The organism is Marinobacter arenosus (assembly GCF_019264345.1).
Classification (GTDB): domain Bacteria; phylum Pseudomonadota; class Gammaproteobacteria; order Pseudomonadales; family Oleiphilaceae; genus Marinobacter; species Marinobacter arenosus.
The window spans coordinates 2,405,510-2,423,831 of record NZ_JAHVAO010000001.1 but is presented as its reverse complement, the minus strand read 5'-3'; the positions used below and the strand labels follow the sequence as shown (position 1 = coordinate 2,423,831).

The 18,322-nt window shown below is 62.3% G+C and carries 15 protein-coding genes; 7 read left to right on the top strand and 8 right to left on the bottom strand.

Translation table 11 applies throughout. The annotated features are described in order from the left end of the window. Positions 1-10 precede the first annotated feature (10 nt). From KXD86_RS11160 to KXD86_RS11140, 5 genes are all read right to left on the bottom strand, one after another. Positions 11-478: a MarR family winged helix-turn-helix transcriptional regulator gene (locus KXD86_RS11160; protein WP_218636094.1), complete on the bottom strand. Its 468-nt coding sequence runs from the start codon at positions 476-478 to the stop codon at positions 11-13. A gap of 83 nt (positions 479-561) precedes the next feature. Beyond that, positions 562-1,701 carry a cyclohexanecarboxyl-CoA dehydrogenase gene (gene aliB / locus KXD86_RS11155; RefSeq protein ID WP_218636093.1) on the bottom strand — a complete coding sequence of 380 codons (1,140 nt, stop codon included), beginning with the start codon at positions 1,699-1,701 and terminating at the stop codon, positions 562-564. A gap of 24 nt (positions 1,702-1,725) precedes the next feature. Continuing rightward, a complete protein-coding gene (locus KXD86_RS11150) occupies positions 1,726-2,508 on the bottom strand; it encodes an enoyl-CoA hydratase-related protein (RefSeq protein WP_218636092.1) in 783 nt (260 codons plus the stop codon). A gap of 32 nt (positions 2,509-2,540) precedes the next feature. Then, positions 2,541-3,308 carry an SDR family NAD(P)-dependent oxidoreductase gene (locus KXD86_RS11145; protein ID WP_218636091.1) on the bottom strand — a complete coding sequence of 256 codons (768 nt, stop codon included), beginning with the start codon at positions 3,306-3,308 and terminating at the stop codon, positions 2,541-2,543. Between the two features lie 33 nt (positions 3,309-3,341). After that, positions 3,342-5,003: an AMP-binding protein gene (locus KXD86_RS11140; protein ID WP_218636090.1), complete on the bottom strand. Its 1,662-nt coding sequence runs from the start codon at positions 5,001-5,003 to the stop codon at positions 3,342-3,344. Positions 5,004-5,200: 197 nt separating this feature from the next. On the opposite strand from KXD86_RS11140, the gene KXD86_RS11135 reads away from it, so the two are divergent. From KXD86_RS11135 to KXD86_RS11125, 3 genes are all read left to right on the top strand, one after another. Continuing rightward, positions 5,201-5,977: an enoyl-CoA hydratase gene (locus KXD86_RS11135; RefSeq protein ID WP_218636089.1), complete on the top strand. Its 777-nt coding sequence runs from the start codon at positions 5,201-5,203 to the stop codon at positions 5,975-5,977. 233 nt (positions 5,978-6,210) lie between these two features. After that, on the top strand, positions 6,211-7,716 hold the full coding sequence (gene nhaB, locus KXD86_RS11130; protein WP_218636088.1) for a sodium/proton antiporter NhaB: 1,506 nt from the start codon (positions 6,211-6,213) through the stop codon (positions 7,714-7,716). A 90-nt stretch (positions 7,717-7,806) separates the two neighbouring features. After that, the gene (locus tag KXD86_RS11125) at positions 7,807-8,637 is read left to right on the top strand and encodes a substrate-binding periplasmic protein (RefSeq protein WP_218636087.1); all 831 of its coding nucleotides are present in this window, start codon (positions 7,807-7,809) and stop codon (positions 8,635-8,637) included. A 15-nt stretch (positions 8,638-8,652) separates the two neighbouring features. Here the strand turns inward: KXD86_RS11125 and KXD86_RS11120 are convergent, their stop codons facing one another. The 3 genes from KXD86_RS11120 to KXD86_RS11110 all read right to left on the bottom strand — a co-directional run bounded on the left by KXD86_RS11120 (position 8,653) and on the right by KXD86_RS11110 (position 13,744). Next, the gene (locus KXD86_RS11120) at positions 8,653-9,306 is read right to left on the bottom strand and encodes a DUF3047 domain-containing protein (protein WP_312846307.1); all 654 of its coding nucleotides are present in this window, start codon (positions 9,304-9,306) and stop codon (positions 8,653-8,655) included. A gap of 162 nt (positions 9,307-9,468) precedes the next feature. Further along, positions 9,469-10,374 carry a response regulator transcription factor gene (locus tag KXD86_RS11115; protein ID WP_218636086.1) on the bottom strand — a complete coding sequence of 302 codons (906 nt, stop codon included), beginning with the start codon at positions 10,372-10,374 and terminating at the stop codon, positions 9,469-9,471. Further along, on the bottom strand, positions 10,361-13,744 hold the full coding sequence (locus tag KXD86_RS11110; RefSeq protein WP_218636085.1) for a hybrid sensor histidine kinase/response regulator: 3,384 nt from the start codon (positions 13,742-13,744) through the stop codon (positions 10,361-10,363). Before KXD86_RS11110 ends, KXD86_RS11115 begins: the two co-directional genes overlap by 14 nt. Before the next feature lie 400 nt (positions 13,745-14,144). Here KXD86_RS11110 and urtA point away from each other — a divergent pair, with 400 nt between their 5' ends. The 4 genes from urtA to urtD all read left to right on the top strand — a co-directional run bounded on the left by urtA (position 14,145) and on the right by urtD (position 18,321). Continuing rightward, a complete protein-coding gene (gene urtA / locus KXD86_RS11105; protein ID WP_376770976.1) occupies positions 14,145-15,323 on the top strand; it encodes an urea ABC transporter substrate-binding protein in 1,179 nt (392 codons plus the stop codon). Between the two features lie 83 nt (positions 15,324-15,406). Further along, a complete protein-coding gene (gene urtB, locus KXD86_RS11100; protein ID WP_218636084.1) occupies positions 15,407-16,333 on the top strand; it encodes an urea ABC transporter permease subunit UrtB in 927 nt (308 codons plus the stop codon). A 9-nt stretch (positions 16,334-16,342) separates the two neighbouring features. Further along, positions 16,343-17,563 (top strand): urea ABC transporter permease subunit UrtC, encoded by a 1,221-nt coding sequence (gene urtC, locus KXD86_RS11095; protein ID WP_218636083.1) that lies wholly within the window; start codon positions 16,343-16,345, stop codon positions 17,561-17,563. Beyond that, positions 17,563-18,321, top strand: a complete 759-nt coding sequence (gene urtD / locus KXD86_RS11090) for an urea ABC transporter ATP-binding protein UrtD (RefSeq protein WP_218636082.1) — start codon at positions 17,563-17,565, stop codon at positions 18,319-18,321. The genes urtC and urtD overlap by 1 nt, the downstream gene beginning before the upstream one ends. Position 18,322: the final 1 nt, after the last annotated feature.

The window sequence follows — 18,322 nt, the reverse complement described above, 5'->3', positions numbered from 1 at the left end:
CCGGCCATGTTCATTGGCCGGGCTTATCGCCAAGCGAAATCCCGCTCAGGTCCCGTTGCAGTTTTTTCAGAAGGTGCAGCAGACTCACTCCGTCATCGAAGCTCAATCCCTGCAAGGCTTGCTGGTAGAACTCGGTGATGGTGTCCTGCAGCTTGTTCCAGAACTCCCGACCGGATTCGGTGAGCACCACCAGCCGGGCGCGCCGGTCCTGGGGATCGGGAATCCGGACCACATGGCCGTCCCGTTCCATGCGTTTCAGGACGCCGTCCAAGTTCTGGCGGCTCACGTGCAGGTACTCCTTGAGCTGGTTGAACGAGGTGCCGTCCTCGAACCCCTCCCGTGACAGTGCCCCCAGCACCGCCCACTGCACCGCGCTGATCCCCATTTCATTCTGAACCTGCCGCTGCAGGATGTTTCCGGTCTGGAACAGGCGGAAAAACAGCCGGTTCGGAATGCCGCCCGATTCGTTGACGATCATCTGAGCTCCTGTCTGTGCCTTCGGGCCGGAGACCCGCGGAAGGCTTACATCGTTGCCCCGAATCACGACGGACCGGGAGCGCATTACGTGGGTAGGTACTCGCGAGCAATGATATTCTTCATGATCTGCGCGGTGCCGTCACCTATTTGCAGGCCCAGGACGTCCCGCAGCCGCTGGGCAAACGGCAGGTCCTCGCCCCAGCCGGTGTGCCCGTGGGCCAGCAGGCACTGCTTGACCACGTCGAACGCCAGCTTCGGCCCCCACCACTTGTTCATGGCCGCCTCGGCGTTGTGGGGCAGGTTGTTGTCCTTGAGCCAGAGCGCATGGTAGCACTGCAGGCGCGCCGCCTGAACGTAGGTCTGGTATTCCGCCAGCGGATGGGTCAGGCCCTGGAACGCGGACAGGTTCTGACCGAAGGCCGTGCGTTCGGTCAGCCACTGCCAGGTCTCATCCAGCGACTGCTGGGCCACGGCCAGACACTGCAGGCCGATCAGCGCCCGGCTGTAGTCGAACCCCTGCATCACCTGTTTGAAACCTTGGCCCTCGTCGCCCATCCGATGGCTGGCGGGCACGTCCACGTTGTCGAAGAAGATGGAACCGCGGCCGATGGCCCGCTGGCCGTTGTCTTCAAAGCGGGTGGTGGTAATGCCCGGGCTGTCCATAGGCACCAGAAAGGCACTGATGCCGGAGGCCCGCTGCTCCACCGTGCCGGTGCGGGCAAACACCACCGCCACGTCGGCCTGGTCGGCCATGGAGATGGAGGTTTTTTCGCCGTTGAGCACGTAGGCGTCGCCTTTCTTCTCGGCTTTCAGGCGCAGGTTGGCGGCGTCGGAGCCACCATGGGGTTCGGTCAGGGCAATGCAGGCCACCTTCTGGCCAGAGGTCATCCCGTGCAACCAGTGCGTGGCCAGGTCCGGGGCTGCGTGGCTGGCAATGATCTGACCATTCAGGGAAGCCAGCAGGGGAATGTAGCCTACGTTGAAATCCCCCTTGGAAATCTCCTCAATGATCACGCCGCTGGTGACACAGTCCATACCGCTGCCGCCGAATGCTTCCGGTAGCTCGCCGCCCAGCAGGCCCATCTCGCCAAGCTGGCGGATGACATCCTTTTCAATAACCCCTTCTCGGTCTCGCTTGCGATAGCCCGGGGCAAGAACCTCGGCGCTGAAACGGGCGACCACTTCACGGATCGCGTTTTGTTCTTCGGTGAATGCGAAATTCATGGTGTTCTCCGGACTATCGGGCCGTTACTTGTAGTATTTGCGGAACTCGGGCTTACGCTTTTCCTTGAAGGCGCGCACACCCTCCTTCGATTCCTCGGTGTCGTAATACAGGCTCAGGGCCTGCATGCCGAGGGCGCCGATGCCGGCAATGTTGTCGCTGTCGGCGTTGAAGGAACGCTTGGCAATACTCAGCGCGGTGGGGCTCTTCCCAAGGATCTCGTCGCACCACTGCCGCACCTCCTCGTCTAGCTGCTCCGGCGGTACCACCGCATTCACCAGCCCCCATTCCAGCGCCTGCTGGGCGGAATACTTGCGGCACAGGTACCAGATTTCCCGAGCCCGCTTTTCACCCACCACCCGTGCCAGGTAGGCGGTGCCGAAGCCTGGATCCACCGAACCCACCTTGGGGCCAACCTGGCCGAAGATGGCGGTTTCCGAGGCGATGCTCAGGTCGCAGATTACATGCAGGACGTGGCCGCCACCGATGGCGAAGCCGTTCACCCGGGCGATGACCGGCTTGGGCACTTCCCGGATCAGGCGTTGCAGTTCCTCCACCGGCAGGCCGATCAGTCCACGGCCATCGTACTGGCCTTCGTGAGCGCCCTGATCGCCGCCGGTGCAGAAGGCTTTCTCGCCGGCGCCGGTAAAGACGATCACTCCGATGTCCTTGTTCCAGCCGGCGCGATTGAAGGCGTCGATCAATTCCATGCAGGTCTGCCCCCGGAAGGCATTGTAGCGGTCCGGACGGTTGATGGTAATGGTCGCGACGCCGTCGGTTTCGTCGTACAGGATGTCTTCGTAGGTCATGGTCGTTTCTCCGTATTTGTGAAAAAGGCCGTTCATCCGGCCATGGTCAGTCCGCCGGACACACTGATCACCTGGCCGGTAATAAAGTTGGCGTCGTCACTGGCGAGCAGGGCGATCACACCGGGGTAGTCCTCGGGCCGGGCCAGCCGCTTCATGGGAACGGCGTTACGGAAGGCCTCCAGCAGTTTTTCCGGGTTCGGGGCGCTTTCGGCGACGCCCTTGAGCAGGGCGGTGTCCGTGGGGCCGGGGCAGACCACGTTCAGGCACACGTTCTTGGTGGCCAGTTCCCGCGCCACGGTCTTGCTGAAACCCACCAGCCCCGCTTTGCAGGCCGCGTACACCGACTCGCCGGAGGACCCGACCCGGGCGGCATCCGAGGCCACGTTGATGACCTTGCCGCCACCGGCGGCCACCATCTTCGGGAGTACCACGTGGTGCATGTTCAGGGCGCCGGTCAGGTTCACGGCAATCAACTGCTCCCAGAGTTTGGGGTCGGTCTTGAGGAAGGGCATGAAGCGATCGAAACCGGCGTTGTTCACCAGCACCGTGGGCACGCCGAGATCGTTCTCGATGGCTGTGACGGTTTCGGTGATGGCCGCGTAATCGGTGATGTCCGCCGCGTAGGCGCGGGCTTCGCCACCGGCCTGGGTGATCAGATCGACGGTCGCCCGGGCGGCGGCTTCGTCACGGTCCAGGACGGCCACGCGGCTGCCCTCTTCGGCGAATCGTCGGCATACGGCTCGGCCGATGCCGCCCCCGCCGCCGGTAACGATCACGGTCTTGTCGTTGAGACCTCTCATGATGATGTGCTCCTGTGTCTGAACATTGATGGGCTAGCTGCGGCTGGCGGGTTCCAGTCGAATCGTCCGGGCCTGTTCCCGCAGTTTGAATTTCTGGATCTTGCCCGAGGCTGTGCGGGGCATGGCCTCGATCACTTCGAGATATTCGGGCAGGTAGTTCCGGGACAGCTTCTGCTCGAGCAGGTAGGCCTTCACCTGCTCCAGAGTGACGCCGGTGGCGTCGTCGACAGTTACATAGGCACACACCCGCTCCCCGAGCCGGTCGTCCGGGCAACCCACCAGGGCCACATCGACGAGGCCGGGGAATTTGTAGAGCAGGTTTTCCACTTCCACCACGGGAACGTTTTCGCCGCCGCGGATCACCACGTCCTTGGTGCGGCCGGTGATGCGGATGTAACCGTCCCGGTCCATACGGGCCAGATCGCCGGTGCTGAACCAGCCGTCGTCGTCGACGCCATAGAGTTCCGGGCGCTTGAGATAGCCGACAAACAGGCTCGCGCCGCGGACCAGCAGGTTGCCTTCCTCGTCAGCGGCCAGATCGTTACCCTGGAAGTCGGTGATTTTCACCTCCATCCAGGGCAGGGCCTTGCCGTCGGACTGACTGGCCCGTTCGGCGGGATCTTCCGGGCAGGTCATGGTGACCGCGCCGTTCTCGGTCATGCCCCAGGCCGAGATAATCCTGGCCTTCAACACCTTGCCGGCCTGGTCGACCACGGCGCTGGGTATCGGGGCGCCGGCCGACACGAAGATGCGCAGGGAATCCAGTTCGCCCTCATGGTTGGGGGCGGCTTTGACCAGGTCGGCCAGGAAGGGCGTGGCGGCCATGGTGAAGGCCGGCTGCTCGGCGGCAATCACCTTACACACGTACTCGGCGTCCCAGATGTCCTGAAGGATGGCGGTGGTGCCCAGGTAGATGGGCATCAAAATGCCGTACATGAAGCCGGTCTGATGCGCGAGAGGCGAGGCCATGAGGACCTTGTCGTCCGAACCCAGGTGCAGCCGGTCGGCGTAGGGACGGACATTGGCGAACAGGGTGTTGGAGGTGTGCATCACCCCCTTGGGCTCGCCGGTGGTGCCGGAGGTGTAGAGAATCTGGATGACATCGTCGGCACCGAGCTGGCGCTCCCGGAACAGGGCTGTGGTGTCCTGCTGTTCTTCCCAGGGGGTGTCGAGCAGGCGTTGCTCGAAGCTGCGATCGCCTTCGCCGCCGATCACCAGCAGGGTTTCCAGGTCGGGCAGTTCGGCCCGGATGCCATCGACCATGGCTTCGTAGTCGAAGTTGCGGAACCGCTTCGGAATGACCAGCAGCCGGGCTTCCCCGTGCTTGAGCATGAACCGCAGTTCGCGCTCCCGGAAGATGGGCATCAGCGGGTTCAGGATCGCGCCGATGCGCAGGCACGCCAGGTGCAGGGCGGTGGTTTGCCACCAGTTGGGCAGCTGGCAGGCCACCACATCACCCTTCCCGATGCCCAGGCCGGCCAGACCGGCGGCCATGCGGGTGACGGTGTCAGTCAGTTCCCGGTAGGTGAAGACAGTTCGGGTGTCCCGGGTGACCTGGTAGCTGACGATGGCTTCCCGGTCGGGGGTGCGGCCGACCGCTTCATCCAGGTAATGGGTAATGAGCTTGTCGTTCCAGGCTCCGCTTTGAATCATGGCGGAGCGACGTTCCGGTTGGGGGGTAATGCCTGTGTCCATGCGATCCACCTGTTGTTATCGGTTTTTGTCAGTCATTGGTGATGGGCCCGGCAGGGCCGCCAGCGTGTCTTTTAACATACGCCCCTCCAAAATATTATGTCAAGATGTTGCTTTAAATTTGGGTTTGGCAATCGGGTGGGGTATGTTCGGTAACTTAAAAAAAGCATCCTTTGATGCCTGAACCATTCGGAGAGGTCATGACATACAACAACATATTGTTAGAGAGGTACGATGCGGTTGCGCTGATCAGGCTGAATCGTCCAACGGTGCACAATGCCCTGAACAACGCCCTGATGGCCGAGTTATCCGACCTGTTGAAAGCGTTGGATGCGGACGAGTCTGTCGGTGCCATCGTGATCACGGGCAACGAGAAAGCCTTTGCCGCCGGTGCCGATATCTCTGAAATGCAGCATCTGGATTTTTCCAGGGCCTACCGGGAGGAATTCATCACCGCCAACTGGGAACAGGTGACCCGGTGCCGCAAACCCGTGATTGCGGCCGTCGCCGGCGTCGCCCTGGGTGGCGGATGCGAGCTGGCCATGATGTGTGATGTGTTGATCGCTGCCGATTCAGCGCGGTTTGGCCAGCCGGAAGTCAGGCTCGGCATCCTGCCCGGAGCCGGCGGAACCCAACGCCTTACCCGGGCCATCGGCAAAGCGAAAGCGATGGACATGTGTCTGACCGGCCGTCTGATGGATGCCGAAGAGGCCGAGCGCAGTGGCCTGGTCAGCCGGGTGGTTCCCGCCGATACCCTGTTGGAGGAAGCCCTGTCGGCTGCCCGGGACATTGCCGGCATGTCCCGGATTGCCACCATGCTCAACAAGGAAGCCGTGAACCAGGCGTTCGAGACCACCCTGAAGTCCGGTGTGGATTACGAACGCCGGTTGCTTTGGGCAAGTTTTGACACGGAAGACCGCCGCGAGGGCATGGCGGCGTTTCTGGAGAAACGATCGCCCGAGTGGAAACATCGGTAGGCAGTTGTGTTTTATTTTTTAACCCGGTGCCCGCATGCTGCCGGAAATCGGTTAAAATGCGGGCAGCGTTGTCACTGAAATCCAGTCATGGCCCGCAGGGCAGTCTTAATTGCCAGGACCAAAAGTGGTCGCAAAGCGTACCTTCGGACCATACCCCGGTACACAAATATCAAGGAAGATGCGGGCTGTCTGCCGCACCCTTCCAGTAACCCTTTTTTTAAAAGAAACCCGCAATGCCCACAACCGTCATCTCCGGCTTTACCCACAATTTCCTTGGCAAGGCGCCCGTCTGGTACAAACAGGTCATCCTGCTGTTTCTGATCGCCAACCCTATCGTGATGTATCTGTTGGGGCCGGGGACAGCCGGCTGGCTGCTGATCGCCGAGTTCATTTTCACCCTCGCCATGGCGCTGAAATGCTACCCGCTGTTGCCGGGCGGCCTGCTGGCGGTGGAAGCGTTGCTGATTGGCCTGACCACACCGGATGCGGTGTACCTGGAAGTGCTCACCAACTTCCCGGTGATCCTGCTGCTGATGTTCATGGTCGCAGGCATCTATTTCATGAAGGAACTGCTGCTGGTGACCTTTACCCAGATCCTGGTGGGCGTGCGCTCCAAGTCCGCGCTGTCGTTGCTGTTCTGCAGTGCAGCGGCGGTGCTGTCGGCGTTTCTGGATGCCCTGACCGTCACCGCGGTGATCATCAGCGTGGCCGTGGGTTTCTACTCGGTCTACCACAAGGTGGCGTCCGGCAAAGGCTACCACCACAGCGACCACAACGCCGGCAGTGACGACGAGGTGGTCGAGCTGCATCGGGAGGATCTGGAAAACTTCCGGGCCTTCCTGCGCAGCCTGTTGATGCACGGTGCCATTGGTACCGCCCTGGGTGGGGTCGCCACCATGGTGGGTGAGCCCCAGAACCTGTTGATTGCCAAGGTGGTGGACTGGGACTTCGCGGGCTTTTTCCTGCACATGGCACCGGTCAGCCTGCCGGTGCTGGCCGCGGGCCTGTTTACCTGCTGGGCGCTGGAGAAATTGCGCTGGTTCGGGTACGGCGGGCGTCTGCCCCGGCCGGTCCGGCAAGTGCTGGAAGAGTTCGCCGAGAATGAGCGGGCCAAGCGCACCAAGGCCGATCAGGCCGCACTTTGGGTCCAGGCCATCGCTGCGGGTATCCTGGTGATTGGTCTGGCGTTCCACCTCGCCGAAGTTGGCCTGATTGGCCTGCTGGTCATCATCCTGGTTACCTCGTTCACCGGCATCACCGATGAACACCAGATTGGCAAGGCGTTCCAGGAATCCCTGCCGTTTACCTCCCTGCTGGTGGTGTTTTTTGCCGTGGTGGCGGTGATCCACGAGCAGCACCTGTTCAAGCCCATTATCGATTACGTGCTGTCCCTGCCCGAAGGGCAGCAGCCGGGCATGTTCTTCATCGCCAACGGTGTGCTCTCCATGATCAGCGACAACGTGTTCGTGGCCACCGTGTACATCAGCGAAGTCAAGCAGGCGCTGGATGCCGGCAGCATCAGCTACGAGCACTTCCAGGCCCTGGCGGTTGCGATCAACACCGGGACCAACCTGCCCAGTGTGGCCACCCCCAACGGCCAGGCGGCGTTCCTGTTCCTGCTGACCTCGGCCATTGCGCCCCTGGTTCGGCTGTCTTACGGGCGCATGGTGATCATGGCCTTCCCCTACACCCTGGTGATGGGCGGCGTTGGCCTGTACATGGTGGTCAACCACATCTGAGGGTGATTTTGTCAATTTGCGGCCGCTGTCCGTGCACAATTTTTACGGTCTGATAAGCTCTGCTAAAAGCGATTACAAGAACCGGAATTCATGAACAGCTGCTGTATCCGTCGCTCCGCATCCAACCCTGTCGGCATCGCCACCTTTGCCCTTTGGCTGGTGGTGTTCATTCTGGCCTGGCCAACAACGGCCTCGGCCGAAGAGATGGCGTCGAAAACCCTGCGAATTGCCTACGTGGAGTTTCCGCCGATTACCTTCCGGAATCACGCCGGAGAGGCCGACGGGGCCATGATCGACATCACCCGGAAAGTGGCGATCGAAGCCGGATACACCCCGGAGTTCGTCTACCTGCCGGTCAGCCGGGTCTACCTCTATTTGCGCAACGGTCTGATCGACCTCTGGCCGGGTCCGACCGACATTCCCACGCTCGAGGGTGAAGTGCTGGAAAGCTGGGCCAGCCCGATGCCGATCCGTCTCAGTGCCTGGTATGTCGAGAAGAAAATGAGCCCGTTGGAGAATTTTGATCAGCTCCGGGGCAAGACCGTGATCGTGATTGGCGGCTACACCTACGCCGGGTTGATCAACTGGCTGAACAACGCGGAGGACATCCGCATCACCGAGGCCCCCAATCACCGCTCGGCCATCGACATGCTCAAGCGCAATCGCGGCGACTACCTGCTCGATTATCGGGAACCCGTGCTGGAAATCCTCGACCGGCCTGAAATGGAGAAGATTGGCGAAACGGCGGTACGCAGCCGCGACCTCGCCTGGCTGTTCTCCCTGGCCAGCCCCCGCGCGGCCGTGCTCCGGGAGGAGTTCGACGATGCCTACCTGAGACTGGCCGAGAAGGGCGAAGTCCCCCAGGTGCGCACCGTCACCCCGGGCTACGTCATTCCCGGTTTTCCCGAGGCCTATCGCTAGCCCGGTCAATTCACCTCATTCGGTCGACAGGCTGATGTCGCCGTACCAGGCGGTGGCCGTTTCCCCGGTGTTGTCGGAGTCAGACATGATGGCGATGCCGACCAGCGGCGGTGGTGCCTCCCCGAACGCCCGGCGGTAATCCGCCACGATATCCCGCTCCACGGTCACCCATTCGCCGGCCCGTTCATTGCCGGAATTCACCGCCACCATCATGGTTTTCTCGGTGTAGGGATTGGGGACCGTCTCGCCCTCGGGCAGGGTGTTGGCCCAGATGTAGTTGAGGGCATTGCCGGGCAGGCTTTCACCAAACAACACCTCGACGGTCTTGCGCTTGGCGCGTTCGAAGAAACCGGCCTTTTCCGGCTGGAACTTGAACGCCACGTAGATCCGCGCCGGGTAGTCGTCGCCGGACTTTTCCCGGGCATCGCCCTGCTCAAACACGTTCGAGACTTTCCAGCGCCAGCGCAGGATCAACGAGTCCCCGGGCTGCACATCCAGCCGGGTGATCATGCCGGAGGCGCCGCCATTGGTGTCGGCCCGAACCACCTGGGTGCCGTCCTCGGTCACCAACTCATAGCGGGAGTGCTCGTCGATCTTGGGAAATTCCAGCGGTTCCCAGCCGGAGCCTTGCCCCAGAGATTCAAGCTGGGAAAAAACCGGTAGTTCAATGGCTTCCGCCTGCGCGGTGGAGCTCAGCCAGGGGCCGGTGGCCAGGACCAGTGCGGGGATCAATGTTTTCAGTGGCGTCAGGCGCACAATGCTCTCCTCGGTCTGCAATCGCGTGGGATTACCCGGGTGACAGCCGACGCCCTGAAAAGTGCCCGAACGCCTCTACTGCGTGGCCAGCAGCCGGATGGCACTGGCCGCCGCGGCGGTGCGGTTCTCCACCCCCAACTTCCGGAACACCTGTTCCAGGTGCTTGTTGACGGTGCGTGGGCTCATGTCCAGGATCTGGCCGATCTCCCGGTTGGTCTTGCCGTTGGCGATCCACAGTAGCACGTCCGATTCCCGCAGTGTCAGCTGGAACCGCTCCCGCAGGGCGGCGGCCGAGCTGTTCTGGTTCTGCGGAGTCTTGAGCCGGAGCAGATACTCCCGGCCGTCCACCAGGGCCAGATATTCCACCGAGCGCGGCATGTCCAGGGCTCGCAACGGCATCACGTGTCCGGGTTCCAGATTGTGGCTGAGCCATTCTTCCAGCCGCGCCCGGACGTCCGAAAATTCCGGATGATTGCTGTCGGGCAGGCACCGGCAGACCTGGGGGGTGCCCCAGAGCAAATTGCCCTCCCGGTCCACGGCAAACAGGTTCTGGCCGGCGGTATCGAGGGCACTGCGGGCGCTGCGGGTCATCCGGGCATTGGTCAGGTGGACGTCCATGCGCGCCAGCAGTTCGGTGGTGTTGATCGGCTTGGTGACGTAGTCGACGCCGCCGGCGTTGAGGCCCATAACCACGTGTTCGGTGTCACTGAGGCCGGTCATGAAGATGATGGGGATGTCGGTGAACGCCGGGTTCTCCTTCAGCCGCCGGCAGGTTTCAAAGCCGTCCATGTGCGGCATAAGCGCATCCATCAGCACCACGTCCGGGGTGATGTTCTGGCTGATGGTCAGCGCCTGGTTGCCCTCCAGCGCCACCAGCACGGTCATGCCGGCTTCCTCGAGGGCATCGTTGATCATGCGAATGGAGTCGACCGCGTCATCCACGACCATCACGACGGTTTTCCGGTCTTCATGAAGCTTCATGTTCGGCTACCTCAAGTAATTCCAGAATTTTTTCGAACTGAAAATCGTTGGTGAGCTGGGAGAGTTCGTCGGTGAAGCGTTGGTCCGCCTCGCCGCGGTGCCTGAGTCCGTGCAGGGCTTCCAGCAGTCCCTTGCGGTGCCCGATACGGGCCAGGTCCGCCAGTTCCTGTCGGTAGGCCAGGGCGGGCAGCGGCAGGTCGCCGGTGTCCGACACCGGGAGGGCGGCGAGCGGTTCGGCACTCTTCTCGAACCGCCACTCCAGGTCCAGCACCCCGGCGATGGTGTCCAGCAACAGGTTCAGTCGCACGGGCTTGATGATGTAACCGTCGTGCAGGCGCGGTGAGTCCGCGGCATGGTGGCCCTCGTTGGCATCGGCGGACACCATCACCACCGGCATGGCGTGTTTGTCCGCCCGCAGCTGCTGGAGAACCTCCCAGCCGGTACGCCCCGGCATGGACACGTCCAGCAGCACCAGGTCCGGGCGTTCGGTGGCCACCGTTTCCTCGACCCGGAGGGCATTGCCGATGTCGATAATCTCGAAACCCAGTGGCGACAGCATGGCGCGGATGACCTGGCGGTGGGAGATGTCGTCGTCCACCAGCAGGACCTTGCGCCGGGTGCCGTGATAGCCGTAGATCCGGCGAGCCGGGGCGCTGATCGATCGGGGGCTGGAGCTGTGCAGGCTGGAGAGCATCAGGCTCACCTTGAAGGTGCTGCCCTGGCCGGGTTCACTGGCCACAGAGATATCGCCGCCCATGATCTCGGTAAGCAGCCGGGTAATGGTCAGGCCAAGTCCGGTGCCACTGCGGCTCTGGCCCGGGGTACGGATACGCTCGAACGGCCGGAAGATCCGTTCGATGTTCTCCTGGGCGATGCCTTCACCGGTGTCCCGGATGGTGAACTCCGCCACCTGGCTGCGGTAGCGCAGCGTCAGGGAGACCCCGCCCTTGTCGGTGTACTTGATGGCGTTTGAGAGCAGGTTGATCAGGATCTGGCGCAGGCGTTTCTCGTCGGTGGTCACCATTTCCGGCAACGGGAAGGGGCAGTGGTAATCGAACGCCAGGCCCTTCTCCTCGGCCTGCAGCTGGAACATGGTGACCAGCTGTTCCATCAGCAACTCGATGCGGACCTGGTCCCGGTGCAGGTCCAGCCGTCCGGCCTCGATCTTGGAGATGTCCAGCAGCCCCTCGATCAGATCGGCCAGGTATTCGCCGCTGCGGCGGATCACCCCCAGGGCTTCCTTGCGGTGGGGCGGGACCGAGTCGTCGTTCTCCAACAACTGGGCATAGCCGAGAATGGCGTTCAGCGGTGACCGGAGTTCGTGACTGATACCGGTCAGATAGCGGCTTTTCGCGCCATTTGCGGCCTCTGCCTGCTCTTTCGCCTGCTGCAGGGCCTGATCGGTGCGCTCGTGAGCGACAATTTCCTCCATCAGCAGCCGGGTCTGACGGCCGGACTCTTCCTCCGCCACCACGCGGCTTTCGTGGGCCAGCACAAACAGCCAGCAGATCACCCCGGTAACAATCACCAGGATGAAAAATACCTTCCAGAGGGTGACGGACAGCAGCAGGGCTTCGGGTGCCGAGGCCACCGGCGTCTTGAAGTAAATCAGCGACAGCAGCAGGCCGGACAGGCCATTGATCAGAAACAGCAGGCTCAGGAAGTGACCGAGGCGGGAGTGGAGTCGGCTCAGGAGCGCACCGGGCATCAGCTTGCCGAGAAACTGCTGCAACTGTTCCTGGTAACCGGCGCCGGGTTTGCAGACGTCCCCGCAGCGGGCGTCCAGGGAGCAACACAGGGAACAGATGGTGCCGTCGTAAGCCGGACAGCTGGTCACGTCCTCCGGCTCGAATCTGTGCTCGCAGATGGTGCACTGAACCAGTTGATGGTCCGTGGCGAGGGGCGTAAACGGACGGGCGGTGTAAAACCGGCCGCCGGTCTTCCAGGCGATCAACGGCGCCGTCACCAGTGCCACGGCCAGGGCAATGAAGTGAGACAGGGCTTCCGCATAGGCCCCGAGGACGCCGGTGTGGCAGGTAATGCCCACCACCGAGGCGGTGATCATGGCACCGACGCCCACCGGGTTGATGTCGTACAGGTGCGCGCGCTTGAACTCAATGTGTTTGGGGCTGAGCCCCAGCGGCTTGTTGATCACCAGGTCCGCCACCAGCGCCCCGACCCAGGCGATGGCGATGATGCCGTAGAAGCCGAGGGTTTCCTCCAGCGCCCGGTAGACCCCCAGTTCCATCACCAGCAGCGCGATCGCGACGTTGAAGAACAGCCAGACCACCCGGCCCGGGTGGCTGTGGGTGAGCCGGGAGAAGAAGTTGGACCAGGCAATGGAGCCGGCGTAGGCGTTGGTGACGTTGATCTTGAGCTGGCACAGAATCACAAAGATACCCGCCATGGCCAGGGAGATCTCCGGCGAGTGGGTGATGTAGTTGAAGGCGATCACGTACATCTGGGTCGGATCCGCCGCCTCCGTGGCCGAGATGCCCTGGTTCAGGGCCAGTACCGCCAGGAAGGAGCCGGCCAGGATCTTGAGCATGCCAATCACGATCCAGCCCGGCCCGCCGGACATCACCGCCACCCACCACCGGCGTTTCTCCTCCCGGTTCCGGGGTTCCGGAATGAACCGCAGGAAATCCACCTGCTCGCCAATCTGGGCAATCAGCGAGAACACCACGGCGGCGGCCGCGCCAAACATCACCACGTTCAGGCCCTGGCCGGCGGCCTCGCCCAGGCCCTCGAATTTTGTCCAGTCGCTGATGGACGAGGCATCGGCGTAGATGATGAACACGAACGGCGCCAGCTGCAGCAGGATCCACACCGGCTGGGTCCAGACCTGGAACCGGCTGATGGTGGTGATGCCGTGAATCACCAGCGGGATGATCGCCACCGCGCAGATCAGGTAGCCCAGCACCAGGGGGATGCCGAACAGCATCTCCAGGGCCATGGCCATGATGGCCGCCTCGATGGCAAAGAAGATGAAGGTGAACGAGGCGTAGATCAGCGAGGTGATGGTGGAGCCGATGTAGCCGAAGCCCGCGCCCCGGGTCAGCAGGTCAATGTCCACGCCGTAGCGGGCGGCGTAGTAACTGATCGGGATGGCGGTCAGGAAGATCACCAGGCTGACCACCAGGATGGCGGCAACCGCATTATCGAAGCCGTAGTGCAGGGTGATGGAGCCGCCGATGGCTTCCATGGCCAGGAACGAGATTGCACCCAGGGCGGTGTTGCTGACCCGGGCAGCCGACCAGCGCCGGGCGCTCTTGGCGGTAAACCTCAGGGCGTAGTCTTCCAGCGTCTGGTTGGCGACCCACTGATTGTAACTGCGCCGAACCCGGAAAATGTTCTGTCGTGCGGCCATCGCTGCCTTGCCTGTGTAACCTGGGAAAATGCCCGGTTTTGGGGCGGTTTTGGGGTTCCGCGCACCGGATTTGAAAGCCTCAACAAGTTCCGTGCCATTCTCCGGTGCGCGATGAGATGCGGTGACATTTAATTCGTGTACCTGCGTTTTAGCCGGTTCGGCCGGGGACCGGAATGCGTCAAATGACGTAGGGCGCTGGGGTGATTGCCGAATGGGCACCCATGAAGGGGCTGAGCAGAATGGTTGACGTGGGCGCTGTGCTTTCGCAAGGAAGCGCGGCACCGGCTTTCAACCACTGCGAGGAATCACCATGGGTACGACAGAGATAACCGCCGGTGGGCGGTCGATAGGCAAGGGGCTCGGGTTTCGAAAGAGCCTGATGACACTGGCGGCGTCGGTCATGCTGGCCACCTCCGCGCAAGCGGCCGTGCCGAGCACCGACGAGGTCAACACCACGGGGTTGGCGGTCACCGATGACACCGTCACGGTCGGCATCCTGCACTCCATCACCGGCACGATGGCAATCAGTGAGATCGGCTCGGTGCAGGCGGAAAAACTGGCGATCGAACAGATCAACGCCTCCGGCGGCGTGCTGGGTCGTGAGATCAAGTACGTCCAGGAAGACGGCGCCAGTGACTGGCCGACGTTTGCCGAGAAATCCCGTAAACTGCTGCGCCAGGACGACGTCGCCGCCATTTTCGGCGCCTGGACCTCCGCGTCCCGGAAGGCCATCCTGCCGGTGATCGAGCAGTACAACGGCATGCTCTACTACCCCACCTTTTACGAAGGCCTCGAGCAGTCCCCGAACGTGATTTACACCGGCCAGGAAGCCACCCAGCAGATCCTGGCGGGTATCGACTGGGCCGTGAAGGAGAAGGGGGCCAAGACCTTCTACCTGCTCGGTTCGGACTACATCTGGCCGCGCACCTCCAACAAGATCGCCCGCAAGCACATCGACAAGCTGGGCCTCAAGGTCGTGGGTGAGGAGTACTACCCATTGGGCCACACCCAGTTCAACTCGGTGATCAACAAGATCAAGCTGAAGAAGCCGGACGTGATCTTCGCCTCGGTTGTGGGTGGCTCCAACGTCGCCTTCTACAAGCAGATGAAGGCCGCCGGCGTGGATTTCACCGAGGAAGATCCCCTGCTGCTGACCATCTCGGTGACCGAGGACGAAATCCGCGGCATCGGTGGTGAGAACGTGGAAGGTATCTACGCCTCCATGAAGTACTTCCAGAGCCTCGACAACCCCAACAACCAGGAATTCGTCAAGGCGTTCAAGGAAGCCTACGGCGACGACATGGTCATTGGTGACGTCACCCAGGCGGCCTACCTCGGCCCCTGGTTGTGGAAAGCGGCGGTCGAGAAGGCCGGCTCCTTCGACATCGACAAGATCCGCGAAGTCTTCGCTGGCATCGAGTTCAAGAAGGCACCGGAAGGCTACGTGCGCATTCACGAGAACCACCACCTCTGGTCCAAGACCCGCATCGGCCGTGCCCAGACCGACGGCCAGTACCAGGTGGTTTACGAGACCGACGAGCTGATGGAGCCGGACCCGTTCCCGGAAGGCTACCAGTAAGTGTGGATGGCCGGCGCCTCCGTGCGCCGGCAGCCACCGCCTCCACAACGCAAAGCATGTTGGTTTGAAGGGGAGTAAGGGTCATGTTCGATGGCTACACCAGCAGTGAATTGATGTCGATATTTGCCATGCAGGGGTTTGCCGGGCTCTCCCTGTTTTCAGTGTTCGTACTGATGGCAATGGGCCTGGCCATCATCTTCGGTCAGATGGGTGTCATCAATATGGCCCACGGGGAGTTCATGATCCTCGGCGCCTACACCACCTACCTGACCTCGGGTTTCTTCCAGAGCTACCTGCCCAGCCTGTTCGGCGGGTACTTCTTCGTCGCCATGATACTGGCCTTCCTGATCTGTGCCGCACTGGGTGCGCTCGTCGAATGGCTCATGATACGGCGACTCTACCACCGGCCCCTCGACACGCTCCTGGCCACCTGGGGCCTCAGCCTGATCATGCAGCAGGCCTACCGCTCCATCTTCGGCGCCCGCGAAGTGGGCGTGGAACTGCCCGAGTGGATGATGGGGGCGTTCCAGGTAACCGACCTGGTGGAGCTGCCGATCAATGGTCTGTTCGTGATGATCATCGCGCTCTCCATCGCCGTCGGCGTCTACCTGTTGATGTACCGCTCCGGCTACGGCAAGAAAGTGCGGGCCGTGGTCCAGAACCGCCCCATGGCGGAAGCGGTGGGCATCAACAGCGCCGGCATCGACCGCGCCACCTTTGCCCTTGGCTGTGGCATTGCCGGCATCGCCGGTGCGGCGTTCACCATGATCGGCTCCACCGGCCCGTCATCCGGCCAGGCCTACATCGTCGACACCTTCCTGGTGGTCGTGTTTGGCGGCGCCCAGAGCCTGATCGGCACCATTGTGTCGGCCTTCGGCATCTCCCAGGCCCAGTCCACCATGGAGTTCTTCCTCAGTGGTTCCATGGCCAAGGTCCTCACCCTGCTGGTCGTTGTCGGCATCCTGATGCTGCGTCCGGAAGGACTCATGGCCCTCAAGGTCCGTCGCTAGGAGATTGTCATGAAGAGTTCATCCCCATTGAAATGGTTTTCCTCCCGCGAGGGGCTGTATTACCTCGCGCTGGCCGCCCTGCTGGTGGTCATCCTGCCGCTGGCGCTCGACCCCTTCCGCCTGAACATGGTGGGCAAGTACCTGACCTACGCCTTCGTGGCCATCGGCCTGGTGATGTGCTGGGGCAAGGCCGGCATTCTCAGCCTGGGCCAGGGCGTGTTCTTCGGCCTTGGCGGCTACTGCATGGCGATGTTCCTGAAGCTGGAGGCCTCCACGCCGGAGGCCACCGCCATCCAGTCCACACCCGGCATTCCGGATTTCATGGACTGGAACCAGCTCACCGAACTGCCGTGGTTCTGGGAACCGTTCCACAGCTTCTCCTTCACCCTGCTGGCGGTGATCGGAGTGCCCATGCTGCTGGCCTTCATCATCGGCCTGGCCATGTTCACCCGGCGGGTGGGTGGCGTGTACTTCGCCATCATCACCCAGGCCATCGCCGCGATCCTGACCATCCTGATCATCGGGCAGCAGGGTTACACCGGTGGCGTGAACGGCATTACCGACCTGCAGACCCTGATGGGCTGGGACATCCGCAGCGATGCGGCGAAAACCACCCTGTACTTTATCTGCGTGGGCATGCTGTTCCTGTGCCTGTTCGTGGCCCGGCTGGTCCAGAACCGCAAGCTCGGCCGCATCCTGGTGGCCATGAACGCCCAGGAAAACCGGGTGCGTTTCTCCGGCTATGACGTCGCCGCCTTCAAGATCTTCGTGTTCTGCCTGGCCGCGGCTTTCGCCGGCATCGGCGGCGCGCTGTTCACTCTGATCGTCGGCTTCATGTCGCCGTCGTTCATCGGCATCGTCGCCTCCATCGAGATGGTCATCTTCTGTGCCCTCGGTGGGCGGTTGTCGATCCTCGGTGCGGTCTACGGCGCGCTTCTGGTGAACGCGGCCAAGAGTGGTTTCTCGGAATCCTTCCCGGAACTCTGGCCTTTCGCCATGGGTGCCCTGTTCATCGGCGTGGTACTGGCGTTCCCGAACGGTCTGGCCGGCCTTTACCAGAGCTACGTGATGCCGCTGGAAGAGCGCCTGTTCAAGCGTAAGTCCAAGGCCGAGGCCCAGCCGGTATCCGAGCCCGAGCCAACCGCCGAGGCGCGCAAGCCGGCGGTTGAGGCGAAGGAAGCGCATGACTACGACCCGATGCTTGATCACTACAGCCCGGAGAAATCCTGATGAACGCAGCCAAATCCAAGAGCAATGACTTCCTGCTGGCGGTGGAGGGGCTCACCGTGTCCTTCGACGGCTTCAAGGCCGTGGATGACCTCTCGTTCTACCTCGACCCCAAGGAAATCCGGGTCATCATCGGCCCGAACGGTGCCGGCAAGACCACGGTGCTGGACCTGATCTGCGGCAAGACCAAGGCCACGGCCGGGTCCATCAAGTTCGCCGGCAAGGAGCTGACCAAACTCAAGGAGCACCAGATCGTCCACAACGGGGTCGGGCGCAAGTTCCAGACCCCCTCGGTGTTCGAGGACCTGACCGTGTTCGAGAACCTGGAGCTGTCGTTTCCCCGGGGCCACAGCGTGATGGGCGCGCTGGCGTTCAAGCGCGACCCGGCGGTGATCGAGGCGGTGGAGGAGGTGGCGGAAACCATCTTCCTCTCCGATGCCCTGGACCAGCCGGCGGCCATGCTCAGCCACGGCCAGAAGCAGTGGCTGGAGATCGGCATGCTGCTGATCCAGAAACCGGACTTGCTGATGCTGGATGAGCCGGTGGCCGGCATGTCGGTGGCCGAGCGCAAGAAAACCGCCGAACTGCTCAAGGTGATCACCAAGGACCACACGGTGCTGGTGATCGAGCATGACATGCAGTTCGTCGGCGACATCGCCGACCGGGTCACCGTCATGCATCAGGGCAAGGTTCTCTCAGAAGGGTCCATCGAGCACGTGAAATCGGACCCGAAAGTCATCGAAGTCTACCTGGGGCACTGAT

Bases quoted from the DNA above. Each gene is read 5' to 3' on its own strand.
- KXD86_RS11140 (WP_218636090.1), bottom strand. From the start codon at position 5,003: ATGGACACAGGCATTACCCCCCAACCGGAACGTCGCTCCGCCATGATT.
- urtB (WP_218636084.1), top strand. From the start codon at position 15,407: ATGTTCGATGGCTACACCAGCAGTGAATTGATGTCGATATTTGCCATG.
- KXD86_RS11135 (WP_218636089.1), top strand. From the start codon at position 5,201: ATGACATACAACAACATATTGTTAGAGAGGTACGATGCGGTTGCGCTG.
- KXD86_RS11160 (WP_218636094.1), bottom strand. From the start codon at position 478: ATGATCGTCAACGAATCGGGCGGCATTCCGAACCGGCTGTTTTTCCGC.
- urtD (WP_218636082.1), top strand. From the start codon at position 17,563: ATGAACGCAGCCAAATCCAAGAGCAATGACTTCCTGCTGGCGGTGGAG.
- urtA (WP_376770976.1), top strand. From the start codon at position 14,145: ATGCTGGCCACCTCCGCGCAAGCGGCCGTGCCGAGCACCGACGAGGTC.
- KXD86_RS11110 (WP_218636085.1), bottom strand. From the start codon at position 13,744: ATGGCCGCACGACAGAACATTTTCCGGGTTCGGCGCAGTTACAATCAG.
- aliB (WP_218636093.1), bottom strand. From the start codon at position 1,701: ATGAATTTCGCATTCACCGAAGAACAAAACGCGATCCGTGAAGTGGTC.
- KXD86_RS11115 (WP_218636086.1), bottom strand. From the start codon at position 10,374: ATGAAGCTTCATGAAGACCGGAAAACCGTCGTGATGGTCGTGGATGAC.
- KXD86_RS11145 (WP_218636091.1), bottom strand. From the start codon at position 3,308: ATGAGAGGTCTCAACGACAAGACCGTGATCGTTACCGGCGGCGGGGGC.
- urtC (WP_218636083.1), top strand. From the start codon at position 16,343: ATGAAGAGTTCATCCCCATTGAAATGGTTTTCCTCCCGCGAGGGGCTG.
- KXD86_RS11125 (WP_218636087.1), top strand. From the start codon at position 7,807: ATGAACAGCTGCTGTATCCGTCGCTCCGCATCCAACCCTGTCGGCATC.
- nhaB (WP_218636088.1), top strand. From the start codon at position 6,211: ATGCCCACAACCGTCATCTCCGGCTTTACCCACAATTTCCTTGGCAAG.
- KXD86_RS11150 (WP_218636092.1), bottom strand. From the start codon at position 2,508: ATGACCTACGAAGACATCCTGTACGACGAAACCGACGGCGTCGCGACC.